We start from the raw sequence: 15,207 nt of genomic DNA, 5'->3' as shown, positions 1-15,207 counted from the left end.
TGTTTCAAGTGTAGAAAATTAACTCATTTTCTAATTTTCAAATTGGCACATTTTAATTGCCACATTATCAAATTCAATTACTTTTGCGGCATGATTTCAATTCCTCACAAAGCTAAGCAATTCCTAGTTCTTCTGGCCAAACTTTTAATTGTTGGCGGTGCATTTTATTTTATTTATAATCAGCTGGCTAACAACGACAAATTAGACTGGCAGAAGTTTATTGTTTTGTTTCAAAAAAATCAGTCCGTTTTAGGAATTGGATTTATTTTGCTTTTGAGTGTTTTGAACCGTTATTTCGAGATTTTGAAATGGCAGAATCTGGCTCAGGTTATTCATAAAATATCTGTTTACGAATCTACAAAACAGGTTTTAGCCGCTTTAACAGCTGGGATTTTCACACCAAATGGAGTAGGAGAGTATGCCGGAAAAGCATTGTATTATCCAAAATCTGAAGCCAAAAAAGTTGTTTTCTTAAATTTAATCTGCAACGGAATCCAGATGATTTTAACGATCATTTTTGGGATTTTTGGACTGCTGTATTTCAATGCACAATTTAATGTAATCACAACTAAAACAGTTTTAATTCTATTTGGTGGATTTGTATTGCTTGTGATTATTTTATTCTTCATTAAAAAGATAAAAGTCAAAGGATATTCGATTGAAAAACTGATTCATAAGATCAACGAAATTCCAAAATCAGTTCATCAAAAAAACATCTTTTTGGGAATCTGCCGTTATTTGGTTTTTTCACATCAATATTATTTTTTATTCTTGGGTTTTGATGTCGATTTGCCTTATTTAACTTTAATGGCAGCGATTACATCGGTTTATTTTTTAGCTTCTTCACTACCTACATTTCAATTTTTGGATTTTGCCGTAAAAGGAAGTGTAGCTATTTATTTCTTCGGAATTTTGGGCGTAAACGAATGGATTGTTATTTTCATCAGCACTTTAATGTGGTTTTTAAATGTAGTTCTTCCAGTAGTTTTAGGAAGTTATTTTGTACTGAATTTTAAAACTAAAGCAACAGAATGATTCTTGGATTATTCTTCATATTAGCCATTTATGTAGTGAGCATTGCGTTGCTCATTTATGGTTTTTTCAGAATAAAAACGTATCAAAAACAGAATTTAAAACCAAAAAACAGTTTTACAATTATAGTTCCTTTTCGAAACGAAAAAGAAAATCTGCCGATACTTTTGGAAAGTTTTTCGAATTTAAATTACCCGACAGATTTATTTAAAGTAATTCTGGTAGACGATAATTCAGACGAGAAATTTCACATTTCACATTTCACATTTGACGTTTCACAAATCGACAATATTCGGGTTTCAAATTCTCCAAAAAAAGATGCCATTACCACCGCAATGCAGCATGTAAAAACGGATTGGGTTATTACAACCGATGCTGATTGTATTGTTCCGAAAAACTGGCTTTTGACCTTTGATAATTATATTGAAGAAAACAAAATTTCAATGCTGGCGGGCGCTGTAATATACAAATGCGGAAATTCTTTTTTAGATCATTTCCAGCAATTAGATTTAACAAGTCTGCAAGGTGCGACGATTGGCAGTTTTGGTTTAAATAAAGGTTTTATGTGTAATGGAGCCAATTTTGCTTATACAAAATCATTATTTGAAAGCTTAAATGGCTTTGAAGGAAATGATAAAATTGCGAGTGGAGACGATGTTTTTTTACTTCAAAAAGCAATTGAAAAATTTCCAAACCAAGTTCATTATTTAAAAGCTCATGACGCCATTGTAACCACAAAACCAACTGAAAATTGGAAAGCATTGTTTCATCAAAGGGTGCGCTGGGCTGCGAAAACTAGCTCGTATAACAGTATTTTTGGTAAATTCTTAGGTTTAATTGTTTTCTTCGGAAATCTGAGTTTCGTAATTGGATTTTTCTTGCTTCTTGTCGGAATTTGGCCGTATCCAATTTTTGTGATTTTTGCTTTTTCTAAAGTTACAATTGATTTCGTTTTGCTTTCAATCACAAATCAATTTTTGACAAAAACCAAAATTAAAAGTCTTTTACTGAACAGTTTATTGTATCCGTTTTTCAGTTCAACAGTAGCTTTGTACAGTTTGTTCGGTTCTTACGAATGGAAAGACCGTCAGTTTAAAAAATAGCTATTTTTTATGTAGTTGATTTTTTGCTTCTTTAGATTTAAGAATTACAGGTAAAATAAACTGTGTTTTAACCGGAAGACCTCTTTTTATCGCTGGATTTACCTTTGGAAAATCTACCAAACGTGCCTGCAGAATGCTGTCTATTTCGGTTTTATTATAAGAAGTTGAGTCTTTAGAAAACTGAGGTTCAAATTTAATTTTAGCATTAGGAAAAACAGTCACTTTTACATTAACTGTATCCAATTCGGGATATAACAAAGACAAAGTGTCTGTGTCTAATTTTTGCTGGATTTGCTGTGACATAAAATCAAAAAAACATTTCTGGCGTTCTTTTTTGTCTGTAATAGTTTCACAATCAGCAACAGTAGGATATTCATCAACTTCTTTCCAGTTAATAGATTTTAATTCTTTTTGAAGTAATTCTTTTTCAGATGGTACCTGCTTCTCAAAATATTGACAAGAATTGAAAAATATGAAAATTGAAAAAATAAAAAACGGTCTCAAGGCTTTGATGTTGAATTGAATGAATAAAAAATTAAGATTATAAAAATACGATTATTTTTTTGAGATGTCTGGATTTCAATACTATAAAACGAAGAAAAACACATTAAATTTTTTGAAAAGTTTTTTCTTGCTATTTTTATGAATGAAATTAAAAAATTAAGCTCAAAATTACAAGTTCAATATGGATTTACTATTAACAACATTAGGATTTATATGCATAATTGTTGGGGTTTTAGGAAGTTTTATACCTGTTTTACCCGGACTTTCTTCCTGCTGGGTGGGATTGCTTTTGTTATATTTGACTGATGCTGTAGCAATTAATTACTGGGTTTTAGGAATAACATTTGTGCTCATGGTTATCATTACCATTCTAGATTATGTTATTCCCGCGAAAGGAACCAAAAAGTTCGGCGGAAGTTCGTATGGCGTTTGGGGCACCAATATTGGTTTGATTGTTGGAATTATCGCTCCAATACCATTTGGAGTTATTATTGGTCCTTTTGTGGGAGCATTAATTGGTGAGTTGCTTTACGATTCTTCTAACCATAAACGTGCTGTTAAGGCCGCAACCGGGTCACTTTTAGGCTTTTTGGCTTCCAGTTTTGTAAACTTTATGTTTTGTATAATTTATCTCGGTATTTTCTTCACCATAGTATGGCAAAATAGAACAGGTTTGTTCTGATAATGTTAAAATTTGTTTAAGCTTTTTCTTATTTTTTTAAATTTTCGAAAAATATGTTAAATTTTTTTTATAGGATTTGATTTCGAAAGGGTTATTATTTATTGGGAGTTATAAGATTTTTTGCTAAAACACTGAAAATCTCTCAACTAAAAATTTAACTTATTTTTTGGATATGTTGTATTATTTTATATTTTTATCACGATAAACGATAAAAAGCCCCACTTTATCGATTATTTTGATTGAGTATAAATAATTATATTATAAGTTATGAGTATGACCCCAAACCTACAAATTGAACTTAGACGTTTTATTTCTTCTAATGTTGTTTCAAAACTAAACAAGTTTTATTTTGAAAATGATGCACTTCTAATCAAAGGAATTGATGTTTCGATAGGTACAGTTTTAATGGGTCTGTACAACAAAGCCGAAGAATCAGGATTTTATAAAGAAATCGTCTCTCAGATTCAGGACAACTCAAACTTTTATCAGGAAGTTGATTTTACTTCCGGCAGAATTTTATCAGTCGATGATTGTTACCGCTTAGAAGGTAACGCAATATTAAAAGAAATCTTTACCAATAAAAAAGGAAGAATTTCTGAAATGATTTCAAACGAAGTCGGAATTAAAAGCGAAACTGCCCGCGAAATACTTAACTTCTCTGCACTACTTGTAATCTCTTATCTTAAAAACAATATCCAGTTATTAGACAGTTTGAAATTATTACTGGAAGAACAAAAAAGAGATATTTTAAACAGCATTCAACCTGGAATTAAAATCATACTTGGATTTTCATCTTACGAATCCGTTGAAGAAAAAAACCAAAACATCGGAAGATCAATCTTTACACTTTTCGGACACAACTTTTTCAGTTTCTAAATAAAAAATCCCGCCTTACAAAGTAAAACAGGATTTGTATTTTAATTGGTTTAAAGATTTTTAAGCATTCTTTAAATTGATCACTTCTTGATTTGTTAAAAAGCGCCAGTTTCCTCTTGGAAGATTCTTTTTGGTTAAACCAGCAAAAGAAACACGGTCAATACGTAGCACATTATATTCTAAATGTTCAAAAATAGCACGTACCACTTTTACATTTGAAGTGCGTAATTTTAATCCCACTTCGCTTTTTGCTTCTTTTTCAATATAACTAACTTCTTCAACAGAAACGCGGTGTCCTTCAATAACAAGACCTTTACTGATTTTTTCTAGATCTTCATATTTCAAATTCTTATCTAAAGAAACTTGATAAATTTTAGAAGATTTCTGATTTGGTAAAGTAAACTTACGAATCAAATCATTGTCATTTGTAAACAATAATAATCCCGTAGTATTCTTGTCCATTCTTCCAACAGGAGCAATTTTTGCATTTGTAGCACCACGAACCAATTCCAAAACGTTACGGTATTCCTGACCTTCGTCTTGAGCAGTAGTAAAGTTTTTAGGCTTGTTTAATAAAATATATTCTTTCTTTTCAGGAGTTATAACCACGCCGTCAAAGTTTACCACATCATTTAATTTTACCAAATAACCCATTTCAGTAACTGGAACACCATTTACCTTAACATTTCCTGACTGAATGTATATATCAGCATCACGACGAGAACATACACCAGAATTGGCGATGTATTTATTCAAGCGAATTTCATCAGAAGCTTTTTGTCTTTTTGCCGGCTGATTCTGCTTTCTAAATTTTTCAGCAGCAGCTTCCTGCGCCGCTTTAACTTCTGGTTTCACTTTTTTAGGGCCTTGCGCACGCTTAGGCATAGGAGGTTTTGGCTTGCTTGAGTTTGATCTTGAGCTGTTTGGTCTCGATCCGCCTCTTTTATTATTGCCTTCCTTGTTGTTCATAAAATCATTAATTTGTGCAAAGATAGTTTTTTCCTGCTAATAAAACTTAAGTTCATTGTTCTTAGATTAATAGCTTTGATTTTTAGAGGAATAAGAAGGGTCACAAAAGGCATTTTTTTAACATGGTTTCCCGCTTTCCATTACAATCTTTTATGGCCAACCCCGCCATAAAAGGATTTTCATTTCAAACATGTTCACTGAACTCCCATGAAAATAAATGCTAAGTGAAGTAATCGGGCTAGATCCAAGCAATTGGCTTCTTTTAAACATTTTAGCTGTTTCACAAAACAACACAAAGCAATACAAAAAAAACTTTGCGAATCTCTGCGAAACCTCTTAGTGTATCTCTGTGGAACAAAAAAACTTAATAGTTAGAAATCAACTCGCGTCCGTGCCACAAAACACTCGGATTAATCAAAACAATACAGAAAACTCCCGAAACAATTAGGAATTTCAAAACATTATGAAGTAATAAAAATTGCTCTTTCGAATTGGATTTCCATAAATACAGTAAAAAGAAAAGTAAAACGATGAAACAGACATAAAAGTAAATATCCATGTAACCCACATCGTAAATATCCACTAAAATATAAACCGGGATAATCGTTAAAAACGTTAGAATCGTAATAATCTGTTTCGACACAGTTTCATTATAAATAATTGGAATAGTATGATAATCATTTGCTAAATCTCCTTTTAAGTTTTCCAAATCTTTTATCATTTCCCGAATCAAAAGCAATAAAAACAAAAACATAGCATGAGCCGAAATAACAGCAAAATGGCTTTTATGATTTTCAATTTCTTCAAACGAAATTGAATTGTAGAAATACAATAAAATAGCAAAAAAAGGAATTACCGCCATTAAAGCAGCTGTTAGATTTCCTATAATTGGATATTTCTTTATTTTATGAGAGTAAAACCAAATCAAGAAAATATAAGCCGAAAAGAATAAAAAAGCCCTCCATGAAACAATCCCAGCCATTAGAACAGCCAAGAAATTCAGACTAAAATAAACCGACAATTTCGTTTTCTGACTCACTAAACGATCCAGCATTGATTTGTTTGGTCGATTTATTAAATCTTTCTGGCTGTCGTAAAAATTATTAATAATATATCCAGAAGCGATTGTAATAGCAGAAGCAAAAACAATCAGAAAAAGGTAAAAATCCAATAAAATATCAAGGGCTCTTTTTTCTGGCGCCAGAATAAAAATCGCCGATAAATATTGCGCTAGAATGATAATAGGAATGTTATAACCGCGTACCACAGAAAACAAACTAACAATTTTCATTACTAAAAGTTTGTGCTGTCTGCTTAACATAAATTATAAGTTGTGGATTAAATTAGATTTGAAATTAAAAGATATTTTTTGAATCTGAAATTTAGAGCCTGTTTTTTAACAATTCTTTAGAACCATAACCCAGTTTTCGAATGCATGCCAAGGCTTCTTTTTGAGAAATTCCAACTTCTCGAATGTCTTTCTTTTCTACAAAAACAACTGAGCCGCTCCATGGATTTGGTGCATCTGGAACAAAAACGGTAAAGTTGTTTTCGTCAATTTGTTCGATTAAAAACGCAAATTGCCATCCAGCATCTGTAGGAACTAAAATGACTTTTAAGTCCTTATTAGATTCAATTCCCATAATATTTTCATTTATGCCTTTCATAAACGAATAGCCGGGAATAAAACTCAGAATGCTGTTTTCTATTTTTAAAATCAATTTTTGGGCAAGAGTAGTTTTGGCTAATACACCTGCAATAAAACAGAAAATAATGATTAATAGAATTCCAAAAAGTTCCTGAAGCGCTAATCCTAAAACGTGTACTCTTGGCAGATTACTCACCAAAGGAAGAGTTACTTTTTGAATAATGTGATATCCTTTTTCAAGAATGATCAGTAATACCACTAAGGGTGCTAAAAAGAGAATTCCTCCTAAAAAAGTTGCTTTGATTATTTTAAAAATGCTTTTCATAATACTTAACTTTTTAGGATGGATACTTATGAAAATCTACTCAAATAATTTCGGCTTTTAAGGAATTAAAACTGATAGACAACTTCTAACTTATAGTCTTTTAATGAAACTTTGGCACGTTCTAAATCTTCGGTAAAACCAAGGATATAACCACCTCCGCCAGAACCGCAAAGTTTTAGGTAATAATCGTTAGTATCGATTCCGTGCTGCCAGATTCCGTGAAATTGCTCTGGAATCATAGGTTTAAAGTTGTTTAAAACTACTTTAGAAAGTTTTTTAGTATTGGTAAATAAAGATTTCATGTCGCCGTGCAGGAAGTTTTCTACACAAGCATCTGTATATTTTACAAACTGGTTTTTAAGCATCGCACGGAAACCTTTGTCTTTTAGGTTTTCCATAAAAATATTAACCATAGGAGCTGTTTCGCCAACAATTCCTGAGTCTAATAAAAACACGGCGCCTTTTCCGTCGAAACTTTGAGTTGGAATTCCAGTTGCTTCAATATTATCTTTTGAATTAATAAGAATTGGAATGCTCAAATAACTGTTTAGCGGATCTAAACCAGAACTTTTTCCGTGGAAAAAGCTTTCCATTTGAGAAAATATATTTTTTAACTGTAATAATTTTTCACGTGTAAGGTTCTCTAAAACTGTGATTTTGTTTGTAGCATATTTATCATAAATAGCTGCTACAAGCGCACCGCTGCTTCCAACACCATATCCTTGAGGAATACTAGAATCGAAATACATTCCAGTTTCGACATCATTTTTTAGAGTTTCTAAATCGAAAGTGACCAATTCCGGCTGCTGAGTCTGCAAAACTTCAAGATAAGAAGCAAAACTTCTTAAGCTTTTGTTAGATGAAATTGCTTCTGCAGTAGGTTCTTCGCTTTTTTTCAAAGCGCCATTATAAAAATTATAAGGGATAGAAAGTCCTTTAGAGTCGCGGATAATTCCGTATTCTCCAAAGAGTAATATTTTTGAGTAAAATAAGGGTCCTTTCATGATTTATTTTATGTCTTTCTTTAAAAGTAAAATTTTATTTGGTTCCAAAAATTAGCCTTTAATATATAATCCAATTATCATCATAGCCAATGCAAAAAAAAGACCAACAAACCACTTTATCATGTCATTTTTTGCGTCTATAATTTCTTTCTTTACGAAATCTTTGGTCGCAATTTCATTTTTATCTTGTCTAATTTCTTCGCTAATAGTTCTGTCAATCGCCTCAACAAATTCCTTAGCCTTACTTTCGTCAAGATTAAGCTCTTTTCTAAATAAATCGTAAAGTTTTATAGTTGCAGTATTCATGTTCTGACTTAAAAAAATGTATTATAATATATAAAGATACGCAAAATTATAATGCAATCGCACCACTTCCAATTTTGTCGCAAATGTATTGACTATTCTGACAAAATACAACTAATTCGTCTTGAATAAATTGCAATACTTTTTCGCTAACGTTTTCAGGATATAATACATGCACATTTGCTCCCGCATCAAGCGTAAAACAAACCGGAATCTGGGTTTCGTTTCTGAATTTCCAGATCGCATTTATGATTTGCAGTGTATTGGGCTTCATCAGAATAAAATAAGGCATCGAAGTCATCATCATGGCGTGTAAAGTCAATGCTTCGCTTTCTACAACTTTAATGAATTCATCAATGTTTCCGTTTTTAAAAATCGCGATTAATTTATCTAGATTTTCGTGTGCTTGTGCAAAACGTCTTTCAGCATACGGATGATTGTGCATCAAATCGTGTCCCACGGTACTCGAAACTTGTTTTTCGCCTTTATCAACCAATAAAATAGTGTCTTGGTAATTCTTGAAATTTTCGTGAATAGTATATGGAAATTCAACACCAAATAAATCGGTGCTTCCTTCAATATTCGCCTGATTTCCCCAAACTACCACATTTCCCTTTACACTTCTGCAAGCGCTTCCAGAACCTAAACGAGCCAAAAATGAAGCTTTTTGATAGAAATAAGCATCAGTCATTTCTGGATTTAGTTCTCTTTCTAAACTCATAAAATTCATAGCCAAAGCCGCCATTCCAGAAGCCGAAGAAGCAATTCCCGAACTATGCGGAAAAGTATTTTGAGTATCAATTGTAAAATGATAATCTTTCAAAAACGGCAGATAAGCTTCAACTCTTTCTAAAAACTTCTGAATCTTTGGTTTAAAATCTTCCTTTGGTTTTCCTTCAAAAAGCAAATCAAAAGAAAAACCGTTTGTCACACTGAGCGGAGTCGAAGTGGCTCTTTTTTCAAAACCTAACTTTGTAATCGTTTTGCAATTGTTAAGCGTAAAACTTACGGATGGATTTGCCGGAATCTGGTTGTCTTTTTTTCCCCAGTATTTCACTAATGCAATGTTGCTTGGTGCGCTCCATTCAAAGTTTCCGTTTTCGATCGTTGAAGTATATGAAGTTGGTATAAAATCAGCTGCTGAATACATGAATTATAAAATTTTGGCAAAGATAGTTTTTTCACCATATAAGTCATATAAGAAATTATAAGCAGCTTTACTAAAATGAACTTATATAACTTATATGGTTTAAATTTTTCTTTTGCCTATTTTTGAATTCAAAATTTGAGATCATGAATAAGTTTGTAAAAATCGCTATCGCTATAATTATTTGTTTAACAGTAGGATATTCTGCAAGTTTGGTTACAAGACCAAGTATTGAAACGTGGTATGTATTGCTGAAAAAGCCGGTTTTTAATCCGCCGAATTGGATTTTTATGCCTGTTTGGACTTTACTTTATATTTTAATGGCCGTTGCAGCTGCTTTAGTTTGGGACAAAATAAAGGAAAATACCGAAGAAGTGAAGAAAGCATTGCTTTTCTTCATCATTCAATTGATTTTAAACTCCATTTGGTCTTATTTATTCTTCGGATTGAAAAATCCAATGTTAGCTTTAATCGAGATTATCCTTTTATGGCTGATGATTTATGAAACGTATTTGAAGTTCATCAAGATTAATAAAACAGCGGGTTATTTATTGATTCCATATTTAGCTTGGGTTGCTTTTGCAGCAATTTTAAATGCTAGTATTTGGTGGCTTAATAAGTAGTTTCAAGTTTTAGGTTTTCTTTGTTTCAAGTTTAATCAATGCGTTTACTTTATGAATAGATTTAATTTTTTTCTAGTGGTTTTGGTTTTAATGTCATTTAAAACCTTTGCTTGTTTGAATTGGGACATTAAGAGATTAAAAAATAAGGTTGAAGTTTATCATGATCATAAAGAATATTATGTGCCAAAAGGACATAATTTTAAAATTAAAGATTTTCCAGCGTTAATTTTAGATCTTGAAAGAGGATATGAAAAAACTAGAGATTTAGATTATTTATCTGATAAAGGTTATGTCTTAATCATTCAAGGAAAATATGATGAAGCATTAAAATTATATTTAGAGATTGAAAAAATTAAGCCTAACAGATATTCAACAGCTTCAAATATAGGAACATTGTATGAGTTAATGGGAGAAAACCAAAAGGCTTATGAATGGATTCAAAAGTCTGTTAAAATTAATCCAAACTCCCACGAAGGATCGGAATGGCTTCATATTAAAATATTGGAAGCGAAGATTAAGAAAATTCAAAATCCAACTGGAGAATTTTTTATTGGTACTAATTTCGGTTCAGAAATTGTTGCGAAGACAAATCTTTCTGATGAAGAATTGACAAAGTTGCAAGATGCTATATTTTTTCAGTTAAATGAAAGAATTTCGTTTATAAAGCCAAAAGATCAGATTATTTCTGTTTTACTTTTTGAATTAGGGAATATATCTTCAATGAATGAAAATGTATTTAGTGAAACCTCGGAAATCTTTGAGCTATCAAGAAAATATGGCTTCCAAAGTAATTTACTTAATGAGAGATTGCTCGTTTGTTATGAAAAAATGAATGAGTATTGTCTAAAAAATGGCAAAGAATTGTATGAAAGCGCTGTTCATGCAGACACATTGAACGATAAATTAGCAAAAAGAATAAGAAAAAATGATAATATTTTCAATGAAGTATTAATCGGTTTTTCAATAATCACTTTAATATTATTAATCTGCTCAGGGGTATTTTTCTTAAAATGGAAAAAATTAAAAAAACTTAAAACCTCTTAATAAATTGCTCTAATTCACCATTGTTAAATAAAACGGGACCGTGACCAAAACACAATATTTTAGGTTGTAGTGAAGCCAATTTTAATATTGATTTTCTATTGGTTTCTTGATCTGAAGTAAATAAATGAGGCGGTTCGTGAAGGCCAACTTTTGTGGTTAAAAGATTCATATTGGTCATAACATCGCCCACAATTAAAACACCATCTTTTTCTCTAAAAAAAGACAAATGACCTCTTGAATGTCCAGGAGTTTCAACAACCGTAAACCCGCCTATTTGATCTCCCTCTTTTAAAGTTTGAGAAACGGGATGTCCTTTCCCAGCCCAGAAATTTTTCTGAAATTTTGAAATAATATGATTTGGATTTGGGTATTCTGTAATTACATTTCCGTTTTCGGCAAATTCTTTTTCAGGTTCGCTACATAGAAGTGGAATATTCAGCGTTTCGCAGATTGCCTTGCTGCTTCCCTGATGATCGGCATGAGCATGCGTCAATACGTGTTTATTTACTGATTTATTTTTTATTGCTTTTAATATTTTATTAGCAGAACTTCTAATTCCAGCATCAATTAAAACATCTTCAATCAAATAACAGTTTATAGCGTTTCTAGGAAATAAAGGGATTTGGTAAACGTCTTTTGCAATATTCTTCATCTTTTCAAATTTTGTTTTGGCAAAGATTCGAATTCGGTTTTTCAATCCACTTGATAAATGTTAAGAAATGTCTTGGCGGATTCTGCTTAGCGATTCTGGAGTAATTCCGAGAAAGGAAGCGATATAAATTAAAGGCGTTCGCTGAATGATTTTGGCTGGAGCCGAAGCTAAAAAAGTCTGGTATTTTTCTTTGGCAGGAATCATTTGCAATTTTAAAACGCGATCTGCCATACAAAGGTAATTCTGCTCGGCCAGAATTCTTCCGACACGATCCCAATTTGGAATTTCGTTATAGAGAAATTGCATTTTTTCGAAAGAAATCGAAAGCACTTCGCAATCTTCAATGCATTGAATATTCTCAAAAGAAGGCGTTTGATTGATAAAACTGGAATAAGAAGCAATAAAACCTTCGTCAGTACTTAAATACGCCGTAATTTCTTTTCCGTCTTTTAAGTAATAAACTCTTGCCAATCCGTTCAAAATAAAGAAAATCTTATTACTGATTTTTCCCATTGACGAAAGATATTGTTTGGCATTAAACTTTTGATATTCAAAACAAGAAGCAATTGTCTCAATTTCATTTTCAGAAAAAGGGGCAATTGCTGTAATTTGTTTTTGTAATAAAGAATTCATTTTATAAAATTTCAATTAATTCGGAAGCTTTATTCACAACCAGTTTTGCACCGCTGTTTTTTAATTCTTCTTCGGTTCTGTAGCCCCAAGTAACGCCTACAGGAAACATGTTGGCATTTACAGCTGTTTGCATATCGATATCAGAATCGCCCACAAAAAGAATTTCTTCGGGGTTTAAATTCCATTTTTTGCCAATTGCTAAAGCCTCAAAAGGATTTGGTTTTTTTAGCGCTTCTGTGCTTAAACCAACCGCTATATCAAAATGATTTGGAAATATTTCTGATGCTATTTTCTTCGTCAATTCATCAGCTTTATTAGAGAAAACCGCCATTTTAATGTTTTGTGAAGTCAGATTTTCTAACAATTCCACAATTCCATCATAAGGTTTTGTTTTCAGGGTGCAGATTTCACGATATTCGTTTATCATACATTCAAAACAAATTTCAATCTGTTCGTCTGAATTGTTGGTTGAAGGAAGTGCTTTGCTAACCAAATTTCGCAATCCGCTTCCAATAAAATATTGATACGTATCGTAAGTATGAGTTGGGAAATTTAGACCTTGTAGCACTTTGTTCATCGCATCTGAAATGTCTTCTAACGAATTGACTAATGTGCCGTCTAAATCAAAAATAATTCCTTTAAATTTCATGTTGCATTACATATTTTGAGCCAGAATAAACCCGCTTGTCCAGGCATTCTGAAAATTAAATCCGCCTGTAATGGCATCGATATTGACAATTTCACCAGCAAAATAAAGGTTTTCGTGAATTTTGCTTTCCATTGTTTTAAAGTTGATTTCCTTTAAATCGATTCCGCCAGCGGTTACAAATTCTTCCTTAAAAGTACTTTTGCCGTTGACTTTAAATTCGGCTTTTGTTAATTGCAAAGTCAGATTCTGCAATTGGTTTTTAGATAAATCCGCCCATTTTGTTTGCTTCGCCTGTTCGCTGTCGCTCGAGTCAGAATCAATTCCTGAAGCCAAAACCAAACTTTCCCACAAACGATTCGGGAAGTCAAAAGGTGATTTTTTAGAAACTGCTTTTTTAGCGTGTTCTTGTTTAAGGTCTTTTAGAATTTTTTCAGCATCTTCATAATCGACATCATTTAACCAATTCACAAAAATCGTAAACTGATAATTTTTATCGTGCAGAATGCGTGCGCCCCAAGCTGAAAGTTTCAAAATTGCCGGTCCGCTCATTCCCCAATGCGTGATTAACAAAGGTCCTGTCGATTCTAATTTGGTATCTTTTACATTTATGGTAACATTTGCAGCAACTCCTGGTAATTCTTTTATTCTAGAATCTTTGATATTGAAAGTAAATAGGGAAGGAACAGGGCTTACAATAGCATGACCATGTTCTTGAAGCATCTCCCAAATTTTGGGATTGCTTCCAGTTGCCATAATCAATTTTTCAGCAGCAAAGTTTTCGTTTTGTGTATCAATTTTCCAGTGATTTTCTTTTTTGAAAATCGACTGTACACTTTGTCCCGTAAGTACTTTTATGCCTAATTTTTCAGTTGCTTTTAAAAAGCAGTCAATTATAGTTTGCGACGAATTTGAAACGGGAAACATTCTGCCGTCTTCTTCGATTTTCAATTCGACACCGTGTTTTTCAAACCATTCAATTGTATCTCCTGAGCAGAATTGATGAAACGGTCCGCGAAGTTCTTTTTCGCCACGCGGATAGAATTTCACTAATTCGTTGGGTTCAAAGCAAGCGTGCGTAACGTTACATCGTCCGCCACCCGAAATGCGGACTTTAGAAAGCACTTCTTTTCCTCTTTCTAAAATAGCGATTTTCAGTTTCGGGCTTTTCTCGGCAATATTAATTGCGGTAAAAAAACCAGCAGCGCCTCCGCCAACGATGATGATGTCGAAATTTTTAATCATATTTTAGTTTTCGCCACGAATTCACGAATTATTTATTGAACTCTGTACAACTTTGACAAAGTTTCTCGTGGCTATTATTATATTTTGTCTGGATTATCAGAGATAATTCCGTTTACTTGATAACTTTTTACTTTTTGAATGTCTTCTTCTGAGTTTACTGTCCAAGGAAAAACTAAGAATCCTTTTTCTTGAATTTGCTGGACATTTTCTTTATTCAATAACTGAAAATCTGGGTTAATTGCTTTTGCTTTTATCGATTCGGCGAAAGCCAAAGCAGTTTCAACATTTTCTTCTGTTAAAACGCCAATTGGGATATTTGGATTTAAAATTGAAGTTTCCTGAAGCATATTCCACTCGAAACTTGAAATTATAAAATTATTGTAATTCCATTTTTTTTCTGAAATATATTCTTCAATTAACCGAACAACTTTAGGAGCAGTTCCTAAACCTTTTAATTCAATATTGATCAGACATTTTTTGTCAACCAAATCAAAAACTTCATTTAAAGTTGGAATTTGGTATTTTTCATCAATCAGAAACGATTTTAATTCAGATAATGAAAAAGTATTTACCAAACCTTTTCCATTAGTTGTTCTGTCTATAGTTTCGTCATGAATTACGATAATATGTCCGTCAGCGCTTAGGTGAACGTCCAGTTCGATTCCGTCTGAATGTAAATCTAAGGCTTTTTGAAAAGCTTGAAGTGTATTTTCAGGTTCGTATGCTTTTGCACCTCTATGAGCTATTTTTAGAATATTCATTTTTCTAGGT

General features: G+C 32.3%; 18 protein-coding genes. 6 read left to right on the top strand and 12 right to left on the bottom strand.

Features of this window, described 5'->3' with window-relative positions:
• Positions 1-90 precede the first annotated feature (90 nt).
• Together J0383_RS09030 and J0383_RS09025 are read left to right on the top strand one after the other, a co-directional pair.
• Positions 91-1,035 (top strand): lysylphosphatidylglycerol synthase transmembrane domain-containing protein, encoded by a 945-nt coding sequence (locus J0383_RS09030; RefSeq protein ID WP_207298077.1) that lies wholly within the window; start codon positions 91-93, stop codon positions 1,033-1,035.
• Positions 1,032-2,135: a glycosyltransferase family 2 protein gene (locus tag J0383_RS09025; protein ID WP_207298076.1), complete on the top strand. Its 1,104-nt coding sequence runs from the start codon at positions 1,032-1,034 to the stop codon at positions 2,133-2,135. Before J0383_RS09030 ends, J0383_RS09025 begins: the two co-directional genes overlap by 4 nt.
• Here J0383_RS09025 and J0383_RS09020 read toward each other — a convergent pair whose 3' ends face one another.
• Positions 2,136-2,639 carry a hypothetical protein gene (locus tag J0383_RS09020; RefSeq protein ID WP_207298075.1) on the bottom strand — a complete coding sequence of 168 codons (504 nt, stop codon included), beginning with the start codon at positions 2,637-2,639 and terminating at the stop codon, positions 2,136-2,138.
• A 181-nt stretch (positions 2,640-2,820) separates the two neighbouring features.
• Here J0383_RS09020 and J0383_RS09015 point away from each other — a divergent pair, with 181 nt between their 5' ends.
• Both J0383_RS09015 and J0383_RS09010 read left to right on the top strand, forming a co-directional pair.
• A complete protein-coding gene (locus J0383_RS09015) occupies positions 2,821-3,321 on the top strand; it encodes a DUF456 domain-containing protein (protein WP_207298074.1) in 501 nt (166 codons plus the stop codon).
• Positions 3,322-3,594: 273 nt separating this feature from the next.
• Positions 3,595-4,197 carry a DUF937 domain-containing protein gene (locus tag J0383_RS09010; protein WP_207298073.1) on the top strand — a complete coding sequence of 201 codons (603 nt, stop codon included), beginning with the start codon at positions 3,595-3,597 and terminating at the stop codon, positions 4,195-4,197.
• Positions 4,198-4,257: 60 nt separating this feature from the next.
• Here J0383_RS09010 and J0383_RS09005 read toward each other — a convergent pair whose 3' ends face one another.
• The 6 genes from J0383_RS09005 to J0383_RS08980 all read right to left on the bottom strand — a co-directional run bounded on the left by J0383_RS09005 (position 4,258) and on the right by J0383_RS08980 (position 9,596).
• Positions 4,258-5,166 carry a pseudouridine synthase gene (locus tag J0383_RS09005; protein ID WP_207298072.1) on the bottom strand — a complete coding sequence of 303 codons (909 nt, stop codon included), beginning with the start codon at positions 5,164-5,166 and terminating at the stop codon, positions 4,258-4,260.
• Positions 5,167-5,530: 364 nt separating this feature from the next.
• Complete coding sequence (locus J0383_RS09000) at positions 5,531-6,487, bottom strand: geranylgeranylglycerol-phosphate geranylgeranyltransferase (protein ID WP_207298071.1); 957 nt, start codon at positions 6,485-6,487, stop codon at positions 5,531-5,533.
• Positions 6,488-6,548: 61 nt separating this feature from the next.
• The gene (locus J0383_RS08995) at positions 6,549-7,139 is read right to left on the bottom strand and encodes a DUF502 domain-containing protein (RefSeq protein WP_207298070.1); all 591 of its coding nucleotides are present in this window, start codon (positions 7,137-7,139) and stop codon (positions 6,549-6,551) included.
• 65 nt (positions 7,140-7,204) lie between these two features.
• The gene (locus tag J0383_RS08990; RefSeq protein ID WP_207298069.1) at positions 7,205-8,143 is read right to left on the bottom strand and encodes a mevalonate kinase family protein; all 939 of its coding nucleotides are present in this window, start codon (positions 8,141-8,143) and stop codon (positions 7,205-7,207) included.
• 51 nt (positions 8,144-8,194) lie between these two features.
• Positions 8,195-8,449, bottom strand: a complete 255-nt coding sequence (locus J0383_RS08985; protein ID WP_207298758.1) for a hypothetical protein — start codon at positions 8,447-8,449, stop codon at positions 8,195-8,197.
• Between the two features lie 46 nt (positions 8,450-8,495).
• Positions 8,496-9,596 (bottom strand): diphosphomevalonate/mevalonate 3,5-bisphosphate decarboxylase family protein, encoded by a 1,101-nt coding sequence (locus J0383_RS08980; RefSeq protein WP_207298068.1) that lies wholly within the window; start codon positions 9,594-9,596, stop codon positions 8,496-8,498.
• 143 nt (positions 9,597-9,739) lie between these two features.
• Between J0383_RS08980 and J0383_RS08975 the strand changes: the two genes are divergently transcribed.
• Both J0383_RS08975 and J0383_RS08970 read left to right on the top strand, forming a co-directional pair.
• Positions 9,740-10,216: a TspO/MBR family protein gene (locus J0383_RS08975; RefSeq protein ID WP_207298067.1), complete on the top strand. Its 477-nt coding sequence runs from the start codon at positions 9,740-9,742 to the stop codon at positions 10,214-10,216.
• Between the two features lie 51 nt (positions 10,217-10,267).
• Entirely contained in the window at positions 10,268-11,260 is a 993-nt protein-coding gene (locus J0383_RS08970) for a tetratricopeptide repeat protein (RefSeq protein ID WP_207298066.1), read from the top strand.
• On the opposite strand, the gene J0383_RS08965 is transcribed toward J0383_RS08970, so the two are convergent.
• From J0383_RS08965 to J0383_RS08945, 5 genes are all read right to left on the bottom strand, one after another.
• Positions 11,247-11,912 (bottom strand): MBL fold metallo-hydrolase, encoded by a 666-nt coding sequence (locus J0383_RS08965; protein WP_207298065.1) that lies wholly within the window; start codon positions 11,910-11,912, stop codon positions 11,247-11,249. The genes J0383_RS08970 and J0383_RS08965 overlap by 14 nt on opposite strands.
• A 60-nt stretch (positions 11,913-11,972) precedes the next feature.
• Positions 11,973-12,545 (bottom strand): Crp/Fnr family transcriptional regulator, encoded by a 573-nt coding sequence (locus tag J0383_RS08960; protein ID WP_207298064.1) that lies wholly within the window; start codon positions 12,543-12,545, stop codon positions 11,973-11,975.
• Position 12,546: 1 nt separating this feature from the next.
• Positions 12,547-13,194: an HAD family hydrolase gene (locus tag J0383_RS08955; protein ID WP_207298063.1), complete on the bottom strand. Its 648-nt coding sequence runs from the start codon at positions 13,192-13,194 to the stop codon at positions 12,547-12,549.
• A gap of 6 nt (positions 13,195-13,200) precedes the next feature.
• Positions 13,201-14,436 (bottom strand): BaiN/RdsA family NAD(P)/FAD-dependent oxidoreductase, encoded by a 1,236-nt coding sequence (locus tag J0383_RS08950; RefSeq protein WP_207298062.1) that lies wholly within the window; start codon positions 14,434-14,436, stop codon positions 13,201-13,203.
• Positions 14,437-14,513: 77 nt separating this feature from the next.
• The gene (locus J0383_RS08945) at positions 14,514-15,197 is read right to left on the bottom strand and encodes a glycerophosphodiester phosphodiesterase (protein WP_207298061.1); all 684 of its coding nucleotides are present in this window, start codon (positions 15,195-15,197) and stop codon (positions 14,514-14,516) included.
• Between the last annotated feature and the right edge of the window lie 10 nt (positions 15,198-15,207).

Origin of the sequence: Flavobacterium endoglycinae, from assembly GCF_017352115.1 — a bacterium.
Classification (GTDB): domain Bacteria; phylum Bacteroidota; class Bacteroidia; order Flavobacteriales; family Flavobacteriaceae; genus Flavobacterium; species Flavobacterium endoglycinae.
Note: the sequence above shows the minus strand (reverse complement) of the source record. Positions and strands in the feature narration are given on the sequence as shown.

Excerpts from the sequence above, each read along its gene's own strand:
- J0383_RS09030 (WP_207298077.1), top strand. The coding sequence starts at position 91 with ATGATTTCAATTCCTCACAAAGCTAAGCAATTCCTAGTTCTTCTGGCC.
- J0383_RS09025 (WP_207298076.1), top strand. The coding sequence starts at position 1,032 with ATGATTCTTGGATTATTCTTCATATTAGCCATTTATGTAGTGAGCATT.
- J0383_RS09015 (WP_207298074.1), top strand. The coding sequence starts at position 2,821 with ATGGATTTACTATTAACAACATTAGGATTTATATGCATAATTGTTGGG.
- J0383_RS09010 (WP_207298073.1), top strand. The coding sequence starts at position 3,595 with ATGACCCCAAACCTACAAATTGAACTTAGACGTTTTATTTCTTCTAAT.
- J0383_RS09005 (WP_207298072.1), bottom strand. The coding sequence starts at position 5,166 with ATGAACAACAAGGAAGGCAATAATAAAAGAGGCGGATCGAGACCAAAC.
- J0383_RS09000 (WP_207298071.1), bottom strand. The coding sequence starts at position 6,487 with ATGTTAAGCAGACAGCACAAACTTTTAGTAATGAAAATTGTTAGTTTG.
- J0383_RS08995 (WP_207298070.1), bottom strand. The coding sequence starts at position 7,139 with ATGAAAAGCATTTTTAAAATAATCAAAGCAACTTTTTTAGGAGGAATT.
- J0383_RS08990 (WP_207298069.1), bottom strand. The coding sequence starts at position 8,143 with ATGAAAGGACCCTTATTTTACTCAAAAATATTACTCTTTGGAGAATAC.
- J0383_RS08985 (WP_207298758.1), bottom strand. The coding sequence starts at position 8,449 with ATGAATACTGCAACTATAAAACTTTACGATTTATTTAGAAAAGAGCTT.
- J0383_RS08980 (WP_207298068.1), bottom strand. The coding sequence starts at position 9,596 with ATGTATTCAGCAGCTGATTTTATACCAACTTCATATACTTCAACGATC.
- J0383_RS08975 (WP_207298067.1), top strand. The coding sequence starts at position 9,740 with ATGAATAAGTTTGTAAAAATCGCTATCGCTATAATTATTTGTTTAACA.
- J0383_RS08970 (WP_207298066.1), top strand. The coding sequence starts at position 10,268 with ATGAATAGATTTAATTTTTTTCTAGTGGTTTTGGTTTTAATGTCATTT.
- J0383_RS08965 (WP_207298065.1), bottom strand. The coding sequence starts at position 11,912 with ATGAAGAATATTGCAAAAGACGTTTACCAAATCCCTTTATTTCCTAGA.
- J0383_RS08960 (WP_207298064.1), bottom strand. The coding sequence starts at position 12,545 with ATGAATTCTTTATTACAAAAACAAATTACAGCAATTGCCCCTTTTTCT.
- J0383_RS08955 (WP_207298063.1), bottom strand. The coding sequence starts at position 13,194 with ATGAAATTTAAAGGAATTATTTTTGATTTAGACGGCACATTAGTCAAT.
- J0383_RS08950 (WP_207298062.1), bottom strand. The coding sequence starts at position 14,436 with ATGATTAAAAATTTCGACATCATCATCGTTGGCGGAGGCGCTGCTGGT.
- J0383_RS08945 (WP_207298061.1), bottom strand. The coding sequence starts at position 15,197 with ATGAATATTCTAAAAATAGCTCATAGAGGTGCAAAAGCATACGAACCT.